This is a genomic window from Pseudomaricurvus sp. ABR4_320, from assembly GCF_056159445.1.
In genome coordinates, this window is the sequence record NZ_JBSWVF010000035.1 from 1 (window position 1) to 18,791 (window position 18,791).

The 18,791-nt window shown below is 45.8% G+C and carries 14 protein-coding genes; 7 read left to right on the forward strand and 7 right to left on the reverse strand.

Annotated features, from left to right (window positions below; translation table 11 throughout):
* Nucleotides 1-25: 25 nt before the first annotated feature.
* Entirely contained in the window at nt 26-1,027 is a 1,002-nt protein-coding gene (locus ACXAFR_RS26695) for a helix-turn-helix domain-containing protein (RefSeq protein WP_475183063.1), read from the forward strand.
* A gap of 199 nt (nt 1,028-1,226) precedes the next feature.
* Here ACXAFR_RS26695 and ACXAFR_RS26700 read toward each other — a convergent pair whose 3' ends face one another.
* Together ACXAFR_RS26700 and ACXAFR_RS26705 are read right to left on the reverse strand one after the other, a co-directional pair.
* Nucleotides 1,227-1,982: an SDR family NAD(P)-dependent oxidoreductase gene (locus ACXAFR_RS26700; protein ID WP_475183065.1), complete on the reverse strand. Its 756-nt coding sequence runs from the start codon at nt 1,980-1,982 to the stop codon at nt 1,227-1,229.
* A gap of 205 nt (nt 1,983-2,187) precedes the next feature.
* On the reverse strand, nt 2,188-4,485 hold the full coding sequence (locus ACXAFR_RS26705; protein ID WP_475183067.1) for a TonB-dependent receptor: 2,298 nt from the start codon (nt 4,483-4,485) through the stop codon (nt 2,188-2,190).
* A 351-nt stretch (nt 4,486-4,836) separates the two neighbouring features.
* Here ACXAFR_RS26705 and ACXAFR_RS26710 point away from each other — a divergent pair, with 351 nt between their 5' ends.
* The gene (locus ACXAFR_RS26710) at nt 4,837-5,574 is read left to right on the forward strand and encodes an SDR family NAD(P)-dependent oxidoreductase (protein WP_475183068.1); all 738 of its coding nucleotides are present in this window, start codon (nt 4,837-4,839) and stop codon (nt 5,572-5,574) included.
* Here ACXAFR_RS26710 and ACXAFR_RS26715 read toward each other — a convergent pair.
* The 5 genes from ACXAFR_RS26715 to ACXAFR_RS26735 form a co-directional block, all read right to left on the reverse strand.
* Complete coding sequence (locus tag ACXAFR_RS26715) at nt 5,571-6,356, reverse strand: SDR family NAD(P)-dependent oxidoreductase (protein WP_475183070.1); 786 nt, start codon at nt 6,354-6,356, stop codon at nt 5,571-5,573. The two genes, ACXAFR_RS26710 and ACXAFR_RS26715, sit on opposite strands and share 4 nt — an antisense overlap.
* 112 nt (nt 6,357-6,468) lie before the next feature.
* Nucleotides 6,469-7,914 carry an aldehyde dehydrogenase family protein gene (locus tag ACXAFR_RS26720; protein WP_475183072.1) on the reverse strand — a complete coding sequence of 482 codons (1,446 nt, stop codon included), beginning with the start codon at nt 7,912-7,914 and terminating at the stop codon, nt 6,469-6,471.
* A 78-nt stretch (nt 7,915-7,992) separates the two neighbouring features.
* Nucleotides 7,993-9,096: a hypothetical protein gene (locus tag ACXAFR_RS26725; RefSeq protein ID WP_475183073.1), complete on the reverse strand. Its 1,104-nt coding sequence runs from the start codon at nt 9,094-9,096 to the stop codon at nt 7,993-7,995.
* 17 nt (nt 9,097-9,113) lie between these two features.
* A complete protein-coding gene (locus ACXAFR_RS26730) occupies nt 9,114-9,893 on the reverse strand; it encodes a coniferyl-alcohol dehydrogenase (protein WP_475183074.1) in 780 nt (259 codons plus the stop codon).
* A gap of 59 nt (nt 9,894-9,952) precedes the next feature.
* Nucleotides 9,953-10,762, reverse strand: coding sequence for an SDR family NAD(P)-dependent oxidoreductase (locus tag ACXAFR_RS26735; protein ID WP_475183077.1), 810 nt, complete (start codon nt 10,760-10,762; stop codon nt 9,953-9,955).
* A 608-nt stretch (nt 10,763-11,370) separates the two neighbouring features.
* Here ACXAFR_RS26735 and ACXAFR_RS26740 point away from each other — a divergent pair.
* From ACXAFR_RS26740 to ACXAFR_RS26760, 5 genes are all read left to right on the forward strand, one after another.
* Complete coding sequence (locus ACXAFR_RS26740; protein ID WP_475183079.1) at nt 11,371-14,178, forward strand: flavin-containing monooxygenase; 2,808 nt, start codon at nt 11,371-11,373, stop codon at nt 14,176-14,178.
* A gap of 135 nt (nt 14,179-14,313) precedes the next feature.
* Nucleotides 14,314-15,015, forward strand: coding sequence for a CoA transferase subunit A (locus ACXAFR_RS26745; RefSeq protein ID WP_475183082.1), 702 nt, complete (start codon nt 14,314-14,316; stop codon nt 15,013-15,015).
* Nucleotides 15,016-15,027: 12 nt separating this feature from the next.
* On the forward strand, nt 15,028-15,684 hold the full coding sequence (locus ACXAFR_RS26750; RefSeq protein WP_475183085.1) for a 3-oxoacid CoA-transferase subunit B: 657 nt from the start codon (nt 15,028-15,030) through the stop codon (nt 15,682-15,684).
* A gap of 38 nt (nt 15,685-15,722) precedes the next feature.
* A complete protein-coding gene (locus ACXAFR_RS26755) occupies nt 15,723-17,645 on the forward strand; it encodes an FAD-dependent monooxygenase (protein ID WP_475183087.1) in 1,923 nt (640 codons plus the stop codon).
* Nucleotides 17,646-17,705: 60 nt separating this feature from the next.
* On the forward strand, nt 17,706-18,473 hold the full coding sequence (locus tag ACXAFR_RS26760; RefSeq protein ID WP_475183089.1) for an SDR family NAD(P)-dependent oxidoreductase: 768 nt from the start codon (nt 17,706-17,708) through the stop codon (nt 18,471-18,473).
* Nucleotides 18,474-18,791: the final 318 nt, after the last annotated feature.

Genomic DNA, 18,791 nt, shown 5'->3' on the forward strand with positions numbered 1-18,791 from the left:
TTCTATAATAACAAACAAATAAGTCATGACGTTGAAACAATACTCGATAAATAATGTCCCTAGGGGCGACCGCTTCGAATTCTGGCATCAGCTAGTCTGCACTCACCCATTGGATAAACATACGACCCTGATTCCCTCTGGCAGTAGCAATAGTATGTCCCGAGGCATGATCGCAGTCTCTGATTTTCAACGGCTCAAACTGATGCGAGTTGAAACATCTGCTTACACGGTAAAGCGCGGAAGAACCAGCGTAAGTCGAGCGACGGATGAATTTGCCGAAGTGGTCTATCAACGAAAAGGCAAAGCGATTTTCCAGCAAGCAAGTCGTACGGTTACCATGACACCAGGGTGCTTTACGCTATACGACAGCACCCTCCCCCATCAACTAGACGTGACTGAAGACTGCGATCATCTGATTGCAAGAATCCCACGGGCCCAGTTGATCCAGAAAATCCCTCGTCTAAGCAGTTTAATTGCTCGCCCAATGGATGGACGAACCGGTGTGGGACAGGTCGTTGTGCAACTCCTTAATATATTGTCTCAAGAAGATGCCAGCCATTGTTCCGAACCGACATGGCATACCATTGATGCTATTTTAGATAGCACTGCAGCGGCAGTCTCTGCGACTTATCCTCAACGGGATGGCGAACACTCATCCAGTAAGCAGGCGCTACTACAACGTATAAAGCTATATGTCGATAATAATCTAACATCTGAGTCGTTAACACCGACTCAAATTGCTAAGGCTCACGGCATCTCCGTAAGGTATCTAAATACCTTACTTGAATATGAAGACACATCCATTACTCGCTGGATAAGGGCCCGACGGTTAGAGCGTTGCGCTACTGACTTGACGCTACCCTCTAACAGTCACCGTAGTATTGGTGAGATCGCCTACGGTTGGGGTTTTAACAGTCTTTCCTATTTCAATCGGGAATTTAAGTCTCACTATAACGTTACACCACGAGAATATCGAGCCAGCCAACTTTTGATGAACGCCAATAGCTCGATCATAGACAATCAATAACAGTTGTAACTAGTCATATGTAACGCTTGCCTGTGTTAGAGTGATATTCATCTGCCTTATTCCGCAGTAATTCGAGCAGCCAAGCTTTACGCCATTTTTCGAGCCCAAAAAAAGGAGCTTGAAAGCTCCTGTACAATGTCCAGCATGAAGTTCAATCAGGACAGGTCTCGTGAATTAAGTAATAACCTACAGAAGCCTTTCAACCGACAAATTGTCCTCCCGCGGAATACAGTGTTTGACCGGTTGTATAGCTACTCGCCTCGCTAATTAAAAATAAGCAGGCTTCCGCTTGTTCCCTTGGAGTTCCTGGTCGCTTCATCGGTGTTATTCCCATCGCCCACTGGTCTTCTTCGCTACCCTTTTCGACATTCCACATTGGGGTTGAAGTGAAACCAGGTGCCAGTGCGTTTACCCGAATGCCCAGCTCAGCTAACTCTTGGGCCATCACTTGCGTGAGCATAATGACACCTGCCTTTGCTATACAATAAGGACCGGAACCCGAGATGGGGATTTTTCCGGCTGTAGAAGCGATATTGACGATAGTACCCCCGGACCCTTGCCGGACCAAATGCTTACCTAACGCTCTTGCTGATCGCAACACACCATGCAGGTTGATGTCTACGACCCGTTGATACAAAGCCATATCCATATCTAAAATGGAGACGGGTTCATGGAGGATCCCTGCAGAGAATACACCTGAGTCGATGTGCCCGAAATGATTGACAGCGTCAATAATCATTTTCTCGCACTGCTCGTCTGACGTGGTATCGACCCGTGTTTGTATCGCGTTGGCCCCCATCTCCAGGATCAATTCTTGAGTTTTGTCGCAGGGATTGATATCAGCGAGTACCAGATTAGCCCCCTCTTCCGCCAGTCTTAATGCACACGCTTGTCCGATACCACTGGCGGCCCCCGTAATTATGACAACTTTATTGGCTAATTTTTTACCATCCATTGAACTTTCCTATTTACTGATGCAGTCCTTGTTCAATTTAGGGTCAAAACTGCTCTACTATCTTGCAAACGGTTTTGATACCTTCAGTGCTAATAGTGAACGAGGGCGCCAGTGTCGTATGGCACTATTCGGAACTTGCTATTGCACGAATAGGAACTGCGGACTTCTCTAACAGTTGGAGCAACTTCTCTAAGGAAGATGACAATCAAAAGTTATATTTAACCCTGGCTCCCCAGGTTTTGCGTGCGCCAGGAACACTGTTACCCAAGCTAAGAGCGGAAACGTCCAGAGCCCAAACCTTGTAGTACTCATCGGTAATATTGTTGCCATACAGGGAGAGTTCTATGTTGCCCTCGGCATTGAGCCAGGCAAGTCGCAAATCCACTGTGGTGTAGGCTTCTTGCTCATTTGCCGGTTCATTTAATACCGTTAAATAATGATCCGCCATGTACTTACCACTAGCCTGGGCCGATAATTCCCCCGCCATTAAATCCCAGCGATAGCGAATTAATCCAGTCAACTGTACAGGTGCTGAATTAGGCAACTCGCGATCGACGACGTCGCCATTGGGCAAGCTAATGTCTTTGACTGTACTTTCAACTAACGCTGCATTTGCTGAAATTTCCAGTGCCTCTGTGGGCGCTATACGCAGTTCTATTTCTCCTCCATAGGCTTCTGCCTCTTTATTAAAAATTGATTGACCTAAACCTTGTAGAGAAAACGCTTGATAGTCTGAATAGTCATAGAAGTAAGTAGAGGCATTGAGTACCGCAAGTCCATCGAGAAGTGTCGTCTTAATTCCCACTTCGTAAGAAATAAGCACTTCTTGATCATGGGGTAAGGCTTCAGTATCGATAGGAGGAAACGCAGGTGCTGCCCAGTTGCCGCCTTTGTGGCCACGAGTGTAGCTGGCAAAAATAAGTGTATGGTCAGTGGGACGCCAATCTACCTGCAATTTTGCCGCGATATTTTCGAAAGTAGCTTCATCACTATAGTGTAAGGCAGCGGTATCTTCAGAGAAGGGATACACATCACTCCAGTAGTAATCAAACTCTTTATCGTCGTCGGTATAGCGCAATCCCAAAGTCACTGCGACATTGTTGGATAATGCATATTCTCCTTGGGCAAACACCGCATAGCTATCAACATTAAGATCATATTGTGGTTCGAAGTGCGCGTGAATGGTGCTGTCTTCGGTGATATCACAGTCGACCCCGACACAGAGTGGTGCCCCGACGTAAACGCCTAAATCCAAATCTAATGGTTGGGTATAGGAACCGTCCATCGTTAAATAGTACACACCAGTGACCCACTTAAGGTCGCCGCTCTCACCATTGAACCGAAACTCTTGACTGAATTGGGAATAATCCTGAGTCGCGGCATAGACAAAATAACTCTGCGGGCTCATGTCCGTGTCGTAAACCGTATCTTTTTCAACATCCAGAACATCGGAAATAGCGGTGAAGGTGAAACTATCAAAATCATGGCTAAGCTTAAACTGTCCCTTGTAGATATCCCGTTTAAAATAACCGGGAACGTTTGAGGCTACGGTCCAGGGATTTCCGTCAGAATCCTGATAGCCCACCAGGTTACACCCTGTACAGGGCGCACTGATCTCGCCACCCAGGACGATATTGGGCAGTAAAGCGGTTTGATTGGACGGAACTTCTACACCAAGCCCATTAGTTCCCGGCTGAGTCACGCGAAAAGGCCAGACAGGACCATGTTGGTCAACATTGTCATAGGAGGCTAGAAAATCGAGGACAGTCGAATCACCAATGTCCATAGATACTTGTCCGCGTACCGCTTGGTTATTCGTGTCGCCGACATCTTTATCGCCAGTGACAATATTTTTATATGGCCCATCACTTTGATTGCGCGTAAAGGCGATACGACCACGAATATCATCGGTAATAGGGCCTCCCAAGGCACCCTGTATATTATACGTATTGAAACGACCGTAGCTCGCTTCCACATAGCCATTAAGATCATCGGAGGGCTTGCGGCTGATAAAGTGAAGTAATCCTCCCGTCGCATTGCGACCAAAAAGTGTCCCCTGCGGTCCTCGCAATACCTCTACCCGTTCAATATCGAAAAGTGGAACGGATGTAGCGCCACTGGTACCGATATAACCCTCATCATGGTAAACCGCAATCGGCGTCTCTAAGTGATCGGCAAAATCATTTTGAGAAACACCGCGAATACTGAGCTGAGAAACGGAAGGGTTAGCATAGTTTACATTAAGCGCAGGCGTGACTTTGGTAAGATCCTCTGTATTGACCAGACCCAGTTGGCTTAATGCCTCACCCGAAAACGCCGTTGCTGAAACACCAACATCCGAAAGATTTTCCTGCCGTTTATTGGCAGTAACAACAACCTCCTCTAGTAAAAGGCTACCATCTCCAAAAGCAGGTAACGCGCTTAGCAATGATAATCCGAAACTGGCAACAGACGGATAAAGCATATTTTGACTGAGCGTAGCCCCTGGAAAAAAACGCTTCATCAAATAGACTCCTATATTATTTTTTGAATGGAAGGTTAGTTCTAGATCAGTATTTGATATCTTATGAATATATTTTATAGATTTAGGCCTATCAGTCGCCACCGTCTCACCCGTGATTATTGATAGGCGGGTCGCGACTGTGCATACGCTATGTCCCGCAAGATAACAAACCCTATCGTCCAAGGTAACACTATTGGGAACCAGCTAATGTCCTATTTGGAGGATACAGATACAGCACTATCCTGAACGCGTTAGACTATCAAAGTAAACAGTTCACAGTATTTTTAACGGTCAGTTGCGGGATTATGGACAATCGCAATCCTCTACTGCCATCAACCATGGGATATTAGGATGTTACTTAGCGGAAAAGTTATCTCAGTCACCGGAGGTTCATCCGGTATAGGCGAAGAGATCGTCAAGAAGCTGATAAATGAAAATGCTCAGGTCGCACTGATTGATGTAGATCGGGAAAATGGACTGCGGATTCAAAAGCAGCATGATAATGTTACTTACTTTTATGGAGATGTCACCAGCAGTGATGGTATTAAAGAAACCTTCCACGGGATTGAAAGCCATTACGGACAGCTAGATGGCGCCGTCAATAATGCTGGCATTGGTGGAGATAGAGCGAAAGTTGCAGACTATACGGTCGCCAGTTGGCGAAGAGTAATGAGTATTAACTTAGATGGCGTCTTCTACTGCGTTCAGGCAGAAGTCCCACTGCTTCTCAATACCGGCAACGGGTCAATCGTTAATGTTGCATCGATTCTCGGAGTTGTTGGACAAGGGGATATCTGCGGTTATGTCGCCTCCAAACATGGTGTGATAGGGCTGACAAAATCAATTGCTGCAGATTACGGGCGAGATGGCATACGCTGTAATGCGGTTTGCCCTTCCTATATTAAAACACCGCTAACGGAGCCCACCATCGATGCGGACACTTGGACACAGCTGGAAAATAAGCACAGTATTGGTCGTTGTGTTACCAAAGCGGATGTCGCTGCTATGGTGGCATTTTTATTGAGCGATGAGACCCGTACGATTACCGGCGGTGTGCATATGGTGGATGGTGGTTACACATCCGTCTAGGGGCGCTCATCGTGAATTGACCAGCCACCATCAACCTTGAACTCCCCACCCGTTATATAAGAAGACTTGTCTGATGCGAGAAAAACCACCATATTTGCCACATCATCAGGATGACCTACATGGCCAAAAGGTACCGCTTCACACATAGCCTTTTCGATCTCATCGGTTGAGCAATGTCCGGATTTAGCAAATTCGGACATTGTGCTTGTCAACATTGGAGTATTAATAATACCTGGATGAATGGTGTTGCAGCGAACCTTCGCTCCCTGCTCAGCCCCCAGCAGCGCCATAGATTTAGATAAATGGGTAACGCCTGCCTTACTGACACCATATGCCAATAAATTGGGTGTCCCCAGATAAGCCGCCACGGACGACATTAGGACAATCGAACCTTTGCCCTGTTTGAGCATCTCGGGCATAACCGTTTTACAAGCCCAAAAACTTCCGGATAAATTAACGGCCATAACGTGGTTCCACATGGCTTGAGTTGTCTCTAGGCCACCGTGGCTGACGTCACCACCTATCCCGGCGCAATGCACCAACACGTCAATCCGCGTATAGTCACGAACAATATCATTGACGATCCCCTGCCATTGTCCGAGGTCAGCGACATTATGCTCATAGAAACGAGCCCCACAAGCGCTGGCGTATTGATTTCCATGTTCGCTATTGAGATCCGTGAACAGCACTGTGGCGCCTTCTTCCTGCAAGCGCTTGACAACAGCAGCGCCGAGACCACTGGCACCTCCGGTAACTAACGTAATTTTATTGCTAAGTTCCATGCAGCTCCCCTCTAGACCATCCGCTCAAATCAAGTCATCTAAGTCACTCCGAGCGGCGAAAAAAAGGGCCCAAAGGCCCTATAAATTACACTACTGTCCAACCTAACTCTGTTTAAAAAGGATAATGCTGAAACCCTGTTTGCAAGGTTATCCATTTAATCTCGGTAAATTCTTCCATGGCATAGCGGCCACCCTCTCGACCAAAACCACTATCCTTCATACCGCCAAATGGAATACAGGGTTCATCACGTATGGTCGGCCCATTAATATGAACCATACCAGCCTCTATATGCTCTGAAAGCGTGACAGCCTTTTGCAAATCGTTCGTCATGACCGCAGAACTCAGGCCGTAGGCACAAGTATTCGCGAGCGACAGAGCGTGCAGGTAATCATCCGCTTTTACAATAGACATAACGGGGCCGAAACATTCTGTATGGAAGATATCCATAGACGTAGTTACGTCAGCAAGCACCGTAGGCTGATAGTAATTCCCTTCGTAGCTTCCCCCGATCATTAATCTAGCGCCCGCGTTAACACTTTGATCTACCACTGACTGAATAAAAGGCGGCTGGGTAGCACGTATCAATGGACCGATGACCACTTCCGGATCTCTGGGGGATCCGACCTTTAGCCGTTTAACTTTTTCAGTCACCCTATGGCAAAATTCATCATAGATACCGGATTCTACAATAACTCGTGAACCTGTCATGCACACTTGGCCCTGGTGCATAAAATTGCTAAACACCGCAGTATTAACCGCATACTCTAAATTAACATCGTTAAGAATGATGATCGGGTTTTTTCCGCCAAGCTCCATGGTGAATTTTTTCAGGTATTTGGCAGCCTGCTGCGCGATAAGTTTGCCAACGGAACTTGATCCTGTGAAAGTCACCTTTTTAATTCGCTCGTCAGCGATTAGGGTATCGCCTAAGTCACTGGCGTTCGCCGGGATGACGTTAAGAACACCATCAGGAAGTCCGGATTCAGATAGAATTTCACCGAGCATCAAGCCAACCACTGGAGTGACCTCTGATGGCTTTAAAATAACGCAATTCCCGGCAGCTAGAGCCCAGGCTATTTTTCGAATGCCTAACAGCAACGGAAAATTAAAAGGCGATATTGCCAACACAACCCCTAAAGGTTTCCTAATAGAATAGGATTTTACGCCGGGATAATCAGATACATAGGTCTCACCACTGACTCTTCGACATTCACCGGCAATAGCTCTTAAAAACAACGCGCTGTGATGAACCTCGAATCGAGCTTTCAATAGTGTGGAGCCAGATTCATCAACTAATGTGTCCACTAACGCTTCTGCTTTTTTCTCTACAAGTTCAGCGGCCTGCAGCAGAATTTTTTCGCGAACCGACGGAGCCGTTTGAGCCCAGTTTTGAAAGGCTGCCTCTGCCATATCAACTGCGTAGAGAGCATCAGCGATATTGGCCTGATCTACGGTTGCAAAAACATCTCCGGTAGCCGGATTGATAGACGCGTCTGTCCTTTCACTGGAGGCGGACCTATAGCTACCATTGATAAATAATTGATAGTGTTTCGTCATTTCTATGTCCTGGCAGATTTTTTTAGTTACGTGAGTGATTCAAAGATTCACTTGATGGAATATGATCTTGTGCCACCGTTAATCTTTTGGAAAAAAGGGCCAATACATCAGAGCACTACAGTAAACATTAATTAACGGGAAAGTGATTGCTAGCATAGCCGTAGCAATCCATATTTCGAGCGCGTATCCAGATTTCGGACCAGCCTGTAAGGATACTCCTGCAATCCAAGGCGCTAAAAAGCGATAGAGTTGATACATTACCATTGCCAAAATGGCGCAAACAAAGAGTTTAAGTAGCCCTTTTATTGGCTGATTAAAGCTCGCGAATAAGCGGAACTGCATCATATTTTCAACCAGAAATATTCCGAACATTCCGCTAACAGGAATCCGTACCATATAATCAAGAGGTTCCATACCAATATATTGGATTGCCAAGGTATGAATAACGAAGGAAACAGCGAGCACTAATAACAACGACAATATACCCGTCATCGGCTGACGCCCGTCTTTCATCAAGGTGGAAACTGGCCATAGGTCAAGAGTTACCAACGCCAGTAAAACGAAAACCCCAGTGACGCAAAACGTTAGCGCGACAATACCGTTAAAAAGGCCCTCTGGATGCCAAACTTTTGCGTAGAAGCTCGTATCAGCAAGGAAATCGTAATGATAAAGTCGATCGTAAAGCACCATTGCCAATAGATAAGCAATAACCAGACAGCCAATTCCCACAAGGATCGGTTTGTTTGTCCAGCCGTTAACCGGCCAGCAAGCAAATAACATCATCAAAACAGGAACCATGCATACGGTCAGAACGATAAAGTGGATAAAAATGGGCGTAATCTGTCCTTGACCGACGGTAACGACAAAGATCTGCATTACGATAAATCCACAGATAAAACAGAGTCCTGTGATCAATAATCCCTTTTGGGGTTGCGCCATGCGACGTAAAATGTTTGGTTCATTATTTTGCCAAATGATCGCAAACATAATTTGCATCGGCGTTGCACACATAAACAGTGTACCAATCCAGTCGATGTAAAAGGTGATGCCGAAGCTGTAAACAAATAGCGCTATCAACGCGTTGGCCAGAAAAACGATAACGCAAGCCATGACTATTCCACTGCAAACCACATAGAAAAAGCTATCGGAGCCTTTCTCAGTTGAGTCATTGGGTAATGACATGAGAAACTCGCTCGTCGTTATAGATTGTGGATTTGCTGAAGAACATGGGCATTCATCCCGCCATCCGAAGCCAGATTTGCTCCATTCACCCAGACACTGAAATCGCTACAGAGAAATGCTACTACTTTGGCAATATCTTCGGGTTTTCCGGCTCTACCCATTATTTTCATATCCTCTTCCGCTCGCTCTCCCAATGTTTCGATAAAGTCATCTAGAATTGGTGTTTCTACTGGACCAGGACTGACTGCATTAATACGGATACCCCTTTGTTTCCAAGTATTCCAATTGAGAAAGGTCCAAACAATTAGCAGCTCTTTAGAAAAGAAATAGCTTCTATCCTTGTCTATATTCATCTCTGCACAAAGATTTTTAACATTTTCAAAGTTGGCTTTTTCTATAAACGTTTTAATTTCGGAAATGGCATGGGGCCAGCCAACGCCCGCTAAAGAAGCGAGATTAACAATAGAAGCATTATCGCAAAGTTTTTCAACCACTTTCTCGGTGAAGTATCGCAAGCCTATAAAGTTTACTAACATCACAGCTGTTACAGGTGCCGTCGGCGGAACTCCGGCAATATTACACAAAGCATCAACCTTTCCAGACAAGCTTGCTATTGCCGTATCGATAGAAATAGGGTCTGATAGATCAACAGGGATAAATTCATCAACAAATTGTTCTGGTGTGTTGCGGTCGAATCCCACTACTCGACCTCCCAAATGTTGGATGAGTTTGGAGGTCTCTTTACCGATTCCAGAAGCTGCTCCAGTGACGATAATTCGTTTGCCTTGTAAATTCATGCTAGTGCCCTTTTGTTATAAGTTTCCAATGGGATTATTCTCAGTAATTCAATTCAGCGTTACCCAAAGGTTGCGCCACCGTCTACGGTAAATTCACCGCCGGTACAATAGCTGGATTCATCCGACGCGAGAAAACGGACCATGGCTGCGACCTCACTAGTCGTACCCGGCCTCTTCATGGGTGTCATCCTAGCAATCATGGATTGGGCGTCAGCGAGCGTCTGTACGAGTCCAATAGCCACTAAATCCTCGTATACTTGGTTTCCCATCGAGGTATCAATTACGGCAGGATGCACTGAGTTAACGCGGATACCATAATCCAACGCCGCGTATTCCATCGCGGCATGCTTGGTATAAAGTCGAACGGCGCCCTTGCTTGCCCCGTATGTCGATTCACCAGGAACACCTTTTAGTCCTGCAACAGAAGAGAGATTAATAATAGATCCTCCTCTCCCTGCTCTACCGCCGGGTTTCATCACTAGTGTTGCCGCTTTCATCCCAAGAAAAATGGAAAGTACATTGATGTTGTGCACTCGCTGGACATCTTCAAGGGTGTTTTCGACAAGTAGTCCTCCATAAAATACACCGGCATTATTTACAAGAACGTCAAGCCCGTCGAAGCAATTCAAGCAATAGTTTACGGCGTGATTCCAATGTTCTTCCTGAGTCACATCCTGTTTACAGCAGGCAATAGAAAAGCCTCTATTCGAAAGTTCTGCAGTGGCTTGCTCACACCGCTGCTCGTTAATGTCGGTCAATAGAACGCTAGCACCTCCAGAGGCGAGTTTCTCAGCACAGGCTAAACCAATACCGGAGGCCGCGCCTGTAACCAGAGCGACTTTGCCTTCCATTGAGGCGAATTTATCCATAAGAGCGCTGACCTTTTCTATATTATCGACATTGCTTAACTTCAAAGTATCAAAAAGGAGATTCTAATTAAGCACTATTAGGAAGCTCTCTCTGCACTATTTGGTAATTCACTCTATAGATTGTTCGCCAGTTAAATGACGTTATGACTAACAAAAATGCACGATTAAGCATTACAGCAAGCGCTTCCAAATAGGACAAAAATATGTCCCGAATAGTGTCATGCTCTATTGACAGGCCAGTGCTAGAGTATTCCAACTCGATGTCACACAGGGATTAAACGCATTATTGCTAGAGAACGACTGATTCATTACTTACGTTGTCATCGGTTCGTTAAAATTTGCCTCACATTGCTCATTGACATCACGTAAATCCGAAGGGTTGGTCCCAGCGTTTTTCGGTCTTTTTTGTCTTGCGCTGACCGCCTCGCTGACGTTAGGCAGAGGTTCTACAGGATAGAACGTGTAAAGACATCTTATTATTTAGAAATTAATCATGGGATGTTTTTTTATATTCAGCACGTTAAAAGAAAATTAAACATGCAATATAAATTTATTAAATGATGAGATTTAAATTGCATATATTGACCCACAGAAAATGGTAGTAAATTATGTCTAACAATAACGTATTCGATGTTGACACCATTAAAAATCTCGATTTAGCAGCTATTCGCAAGAAGTACGACTATGAGCGCGATCGTCGAATCCGCGAAGATAAAAATGATCAATATATCCAAATCAGTGGTGAATTTTCTTATTTCTCTGATGATCCCTACATCAAAGAAACCATTGATCGGGTGCCTTTGTCTGATACAAAGGAGATCATCATTATTGGAGGTGGCTTTGGAGGGCTACTCGTTGGCGCGCATTTACGTATGGCCGGCTATGAGGACATACGTATTATTGAAAAAGGCAGTGATTTCGGCGGGACTTGGTATTGGAATCGTTATCCAGGGGTACAGTGTGATGTTGAATCCTACATTTATTTACCGCTGCTTGAAGAAACCGGATATATGCCCTCTCTCAAATATACTTTTGGCGACGAGATCCACGAACATACCAAACGAATCGCCGAACAGTATCAGCTAGATAAAGATGTTTGCTTACAAACTGAAGTAATTTCCGTTGCCTGGAATGGTACCGACCAACTATGGGAGGTCGTCACCGATCGCAAAGATAAAATGCGTGCTAAATATCTCTGTGTTTGTAATGGCCCTCTGGACAAACCCCGCTTACCTGGTATTCCTGGCATCGATCAATTTAAAGGCCACAGCTTCCATACCTCCCGTTGGGACTATGACTATACCGGGGGCGATCTTTACGGCGGATTGGATAAGCTCTCCGATAAACGAGTCGCGATTATTGGAACTGGTTCTACGGCATTACAATGTGTTCCCCATCTTGGTCAGCACGCGAAACATCTCTATGTGGTACAGCGCACACCAACCAGTGTTGACGAGCGTAACAATGCCAAAACCGATGAAGAATGGTTTAAAAATTTAAAACCTGGATGGCATAAGGAGATGTGCGATAACTTCGATAATTTGATTTTTGGTTTTCCACCGGATGAGGATCTCATCAACGATGGTTGGACTGATATGGCTACGCTCGCGGAAGCTATTATTTCCATGATGATGGCCAACGGAGAGTTCTCACCTGAAGATTTGGACGCACTGGTGGAAAAGGCAGATTTCTATTCCATGCAACGAATCCGAGATCGGGTAGATGCCGTCGTGACAGATCCCGCAGCGGCAGAGAAGCTTAAGTGCTGGTACCGAAAATGGTGCAAAAGACCAGGATTTCATGATGAGTATTTACAGACCTTCAATTTACCCAATGTTACCTTGCTGGATACTGAAGGCAAAGGACTGACGCGAATTGGTGAGAATACCATTTATGTGGGTGACCAGGCATATGAAATTGATTGCTTAATCTTTGCAACGGGCTTCGAGATAGGTACGTCATTCAGCCGTCGAGCTGGGTATGATATTGCTGGTCGTAATGGATTAACCCTCTCAGAAAAGTGGGCCCAAGGCCCCAAAACTCAATATGGTATACAAATTCGAGATTTCCCAAATCTCTTTATGACCGGCGTCAATCACGCTGCTGTGGGTATTAACATTACCAAGCACCTAAATGAGCAAGCTCAGCATATTACTCACGCTATCAAATGTACTCAGGCCGTTGGCGGCAGGACTGTTGAAGTATCTGAAGCCGGAGAAAAGGGTTGGGATCAGGCCATTAAAAATTCCGGCGGCGAAAAACGTCGCGAATTTCTAGGGAGCTGTACACCGGGTTATTACAATGGAGAGGGTGACCCGCAAGCTAAGGGAGGTCTTTGGGAATTCGAATACTCTGCCGGCGCGGCGGATTTCTATGGTCTCTTACGAGATTGGCGCAACGTAAGTTGCTTGCCGGGCCTTGAAGTGGACGGCAGTCCCCTCTCACCTTCTGAGGCGGATATCGAATATTCGCGCTCTGAAACGGGTATCCGTGCGAAGCTTCATCGTGAAATGAAGCAGTTACGTCATCGAATGGATAAAGCTAATATTCCCCCGATTGGCTCTGTGCCTGCTACGCAATTTCGTGAAATCTTTGCCATGGGTGCCGCATTGATGGGCAAAGGTCCAACACTACCTGAAGTAAGCGATGTACAAATTAATGATGACGTTCACATACGTATCTATAAAGGGTGCGAGCAACCCTCGGATATTGTGATTTTCTTCCATGGCGGGGGGTGGTGTATCGGTTCAATTGATACTCACGATAATGCAGTCAGACGCCTGGCAAAGTCGACTGGAGCTACATTTGTATCCGTTGAGTATCGGTTAGCGCCAGAGCACCCATTTCCAGCGGCGTATGATGATGCATTAACTGCAATTCAATGGGTTAACTCTCACAAAGATGAGCTGGCCACCAACAGCAGCCTCTTATTTGTCTGCGGAGACAGCTCCGGTGGTAACCTTGCGGCGGAAACCGCCATAGCCTGTCGTGACCGACTCGATATTGATATTGCCGGACAAATTCTCATATATCCGGCAGTGGAAGCGGACATGTCGAGCCCGGATCTGGATGAATTCGAATCTCCGTTACTTAAAAAGCCTGAAATCCTCTGGTTTTACGATCAATACACACCCAACTCTGAAAGTCGGACAGATCCAAGAGTTTCGCCCATGGACGCCGTCGATCATAGCAATCTTCCTCCTGCTCTGGTACTGAGTGCTGAATTCGATTTATTAAAAAACCAAGCCAAGCGCTATGCTGAGCGACTGGCAGATTGTGGAGTAAAAACCCGCTATAAAGAATTTGGCGGCGCCATGCATGGTTTTTTCACAGATGCTATTGGCCTGAGTCAGGCAAATCAAGCCATCCTCGACATCACCGATTTTATTAAGATTCAACATCAATCGCACCAATGATGCAGGTTTTCGCTTATATCTTCTGCGATACAGCCTCTTCGATAATTGGACATCAAAGAGGCTTTTTTTAAAACTACTCAACTGTCGTATTGGTTGATGAACTTTATCTCGTGATTACTGATTAGGAATTACAAAATGGGTGGCCTGAATAAACTTGTCGATAGCTATAAATGCGCTATGGACGGATTGGAAGACGGTATGACCGTGATCGCTGGTGGGTTTGGGCTTTGTGGAATTCCTGAAAATCTAATTGCAGAGATCGTTCGCAAAGGCACCACCGATTTAACCATCGTTTCAAATAACTGTGGCGTTGATGATTTCGGGTTGGGGTTACTCTTGCACCATCATCAGATTCGTAAAATGATTTCTTCCTATGTGGGAGAAAATCGTGTTTTCGAACAACAGCTACTCGACGGGGAAGTTCAGATTGAACTCAGTCCCCAAGGAACGTTAGCGGAGCGAATGCGCGCTGGTGGCGCAGGTATACCTGCATTTTATACCGCCACCGGTTATGGAACCGTGGTTGGTGAGGGTAAAGAAACCAAAGTTTTTAACGGGCGTCACTATATTTTGGAAGAGGCAATCCAAGGTGACTTTGCCATTGTTAAAGCCTGGAAGGCTGATACGTTCGGCAATCTTATTTATCGAAAAACCGCCATGAATTTTAACCCTATGGCCGCCACAGCTGCCAAAATTACTGTCGCGGAAGTGGAAGAGATTGTTGAACCCGGTGAGCTCGATCCTAATCAGATTCACACGCCTGGTATTTATGTCGATCGCCTTATCAAAGGTGATTTCGAAAAACGAATTGAACAACGTAGCGTTCGCTATAACTAGAGATGACTCCTTATGTCACTTTCCCGAGAGCAAATGGCCCAGCGGATCGCTCGTGAGGTCAAAGATGGCGACTATGTGAATTTAGGTATCGGTATTCCTACACTCGTCGCAAATTATGTCCCTGAAACATTGGAGGTTATGTTTCATTCCGAAAATGGTTTGTTGGGCATTGGCCCCTTTCCATTTGAGGATCAAGTCGATGCTGACTTAGTAAACGCGGGAAAACAAAGCGTCACAGCAAAACCGGGCGCAGCGATTGTATCCTCCGTTGATTCCTTCGCCATGATTCGCGGGGGACATATCAATCTCACCGTGCTCGGTGCTTTCGAAGTCGACGCCGAAGGAAATATCGCATCGTATACCGTCCCGGGTAAGATTATTAAGGGCATGGGAGGCGCAATGGATCTCGTTGCGGGAGCGAGTAATATCATTGTAACTATGACTCATGCTTCAAAAAATGGTGAATCCAAATTACTGTCGAAATGCTCGTTACCACTGACCGGAGTCAGCTGTATCACCCGAGTTTTAACAGATCTAGCCCTGCTTGATATTGCTGATGGCCATTTTATTTTAAAAGAACGGGCCCCGGGCGTCGCCATAAGCGATATTCAACAGTTAACTGCGGGGCCTTTGATTGTTCCAGACGAGGTACCAGAAATGCGGTTTTAATTTGATCTTTCCCATCCATCCAATCTCAGATAAAAAGTATGAAATATTATCTTGATGGCTTTCGTCCTGGCAATCCCGACATTAAGCCTGCCCTTAATGAGCGCCGTGAATTTTCTGCGGAATATCAAACCCTACCCTCTACCGTTGATGTTCTGATAGTCGGTACAGGACCTGCGGGTCTTTGTTTAGCCGCACAGCTCGCACAGTATCCAGAGATTAAAACGCTCATTATTGAAACAAGTCCACGCAACATACAAAAAGGTAAAGCGGATGGTATTAATACACGGACCATGGAGATGTTTCAGGCGTTTGGTTTTGCCGAGAAGGTCAAGCGAGAAAGCTATTGGGTTAATCAAACGAATTTCTGGATGCCTGATCCAGAAAATACAAACCACATAAAACGAATGGGGCGAGTCCAGGACGTCGCCGATGATAGTTCTGAAATGCCCCATATTTTAATCAATCAAGCCCGCCTGCATCAGTTTTTTCTCGAGGTTATGAAGCATTCACCTTCGCGATTAGAGCCCGACTATAACTGGTCAATTAAGTCATTGAGCGTATACGAAGGGCAATCGGAATTTCCCGTCTCTATAACAGTAGAAGATACCGGTGTTAACTGGGGCCAATTAAAACAGATTCAGGCGAAGTACGTGGTTGGCTGTGATGGTGCTCGCTCCCAGGTTCGCACCCTGATAGGAGGACAGCTCACTGGAGAAGCCGCCCATCAGTCCTGGGGAGTTATGGATATACTTGCCAATACGGACTTTCCTGATATTCGGCAGAAATGTGTGATTGCCTCTGCGACGTCGGAGAATGTGCTGATACTCCCGCGGGAAGTAGGCGTACTTTTCCGAATGTATGTTGAGCTGGATAAGCTTGATAAAGAAACGCGGATATCCAGTCTCAATCTGGGTATCGACGATATCATTGCGCGGGCAAAGCGTATTCTGGCACCTTATACGTTGGATATTAAACAAGTCGTATGGTGGTCTATTTATGAAATAGGTCATCGTATCACCGATCGGTTCGATGACGTTCCAACAGAAGGTTCATCTAATAAAACGCCCAGAGTTTTCACCGCCGGAGATGCCTGCCATACCCATAGTCCAAAGGCTGGTCAGGGGATGAATGTTTCGATGCAGGATAGTTTTAATCTCGGCTGGAAGTTAGCTCACGTCCTGCAGGGACGCGCTGATCAAAACCTTTTATCAACCTATTCTGAAGAGCGTCGGGCAGAGGCCCAGCGTTTAATCGATATGGATCACAAGTGGGCCCGTACCATGTCGGCACCACCCGGTGAGTCCGAACTGGATTCTACAGAAGAGCCCAGAATCGTTCGCCAATTTAAAGAGAACCTCGAATTTACCAGCGGCTTGTCCGTTCTTTATACCCGCTCTCATCTAACGGCAGCACCAACTTATCAAGCGTTGGCAACCGGTCAGATTATCGGACGTCGCTTTCACTCTGCACCCGTCGTTCGCCTATCCGATGCTAAGCAGATGCAATTGGGTCATTGTGCAGACGCTGATGGCCGCTGGCGGATCTATATTTTTGGTAAAGAAGGAGACGATGGCAGGCCAGGCAATGAGCTGTCAGAACTGGCCCAATGGCTACAAGAAGATAGTAATTCGCCTATTCAATGCTTTAGCCGTCCTGATGAGAATGTCGATGCGCTTTTCGACATACGAGTGATCTTTCCAACCACATTTTACCGGCTGGACTATGGAGCAATGCCTGGGTTCTTTAAGCCGAAGATTGGTAAATTAGGCCTGCAAGATCATGAGAAAATTTTCTGTATAGACCACAAAGGCGTTGGTGACATCTACCGCATGCGAGGTATCGATCGCAACAATGGCTGCATGATCGTTGTTAGACCTGACCAGTATATCGGTTATATCTTGCCCTTGCAGGCAAGGCAGGAAATTACCGATTATTTTTCCGCGCTTTATAAGCAGGGTTAAAGATGGAAAGCCCCATGTGTAACTCCGATTATTTTTATTCACTGATGGTTAGCATTTTCTATGGATAATTTATTTTCATTGAACCATAAGCTTGCACTAGTTTCCGGCGCTTCCAGCGGCTTAGGAGCTCACTTTACACAAGTACTCGCCCGGGCCGGTTGCGAAGTTATTTTAGCGGCAAGGCGTCAAGATAAGCTTAATCATGTGGTCGACTTAATTCATGAGTCTGGTGGAAAAGCACATGCCATTACCATGGATGTGACCAGCCCAACCAGTGTTGCACGTGCATTCGAAACACTGGATCGACAATTCGGTCCGTTAGATCTTTTGATTAACAATGCAGGTATTAGCTCTACCCCCACAAAATTTTTAGACCTTGAGGAAGAGGAATGGGGAAAGGTCATCGATGTCAATTTTAAAGGGATCTGGCGAGTCGGTAGAGAAGCTGCCCTGCGCATGAAAGGCCGCAACGGTGGCGTTATTATTAATACCGCATCCATCTATGCACGTTGCACCGGTATTATGAAAACAGATTACAATGTGTCGAAGGTTGCTGTTGAACAACTCACTAAAAATATGGCTTTGGAACTGGCCCGCTCAGGTATTCGTGTCAATGCACTCTGTCCCGGATATTTTGCTACTGGCATCAACGACAAAGAATTTCAATCCGAACGAGGTCAGGCTTACATTAAAAAGCTTGTACCCCAACGCCTTGGAAAATACCATGAATTAGATGGTCCTCTATTATTGTTAGCCAGTGATGCCGGATCCTTTATCAACGGTACATCGTTGGTTGTGGATGGTGGTACTTTACTTTCTCCTATTTGAAACTAATGCCGATTATCTACATTAACGTCTATTGTTATATGGTCCATATTGTCCCCGTAGATGTCATACTCACCACCAAGCTCGATGACCGCAGCCTTACACTGATCTATGGGCAGTGCAAACGTGATTATCGCACAAACCCTTTGTCACACAGTAATCCCCCAATATTTAGCTAACTTGGATTCAACTGGTCACTGCAACAGTTGATTCAGCATATCAGCTGGCGTTTGAAAATCGAGTGTTTTCCTTGGCCTTGTGTTCAGTTTGTGCGCCACCTTGTTTAAGTCCTTCTGAGAGAAACCGGTAAGGGTGCTGCGC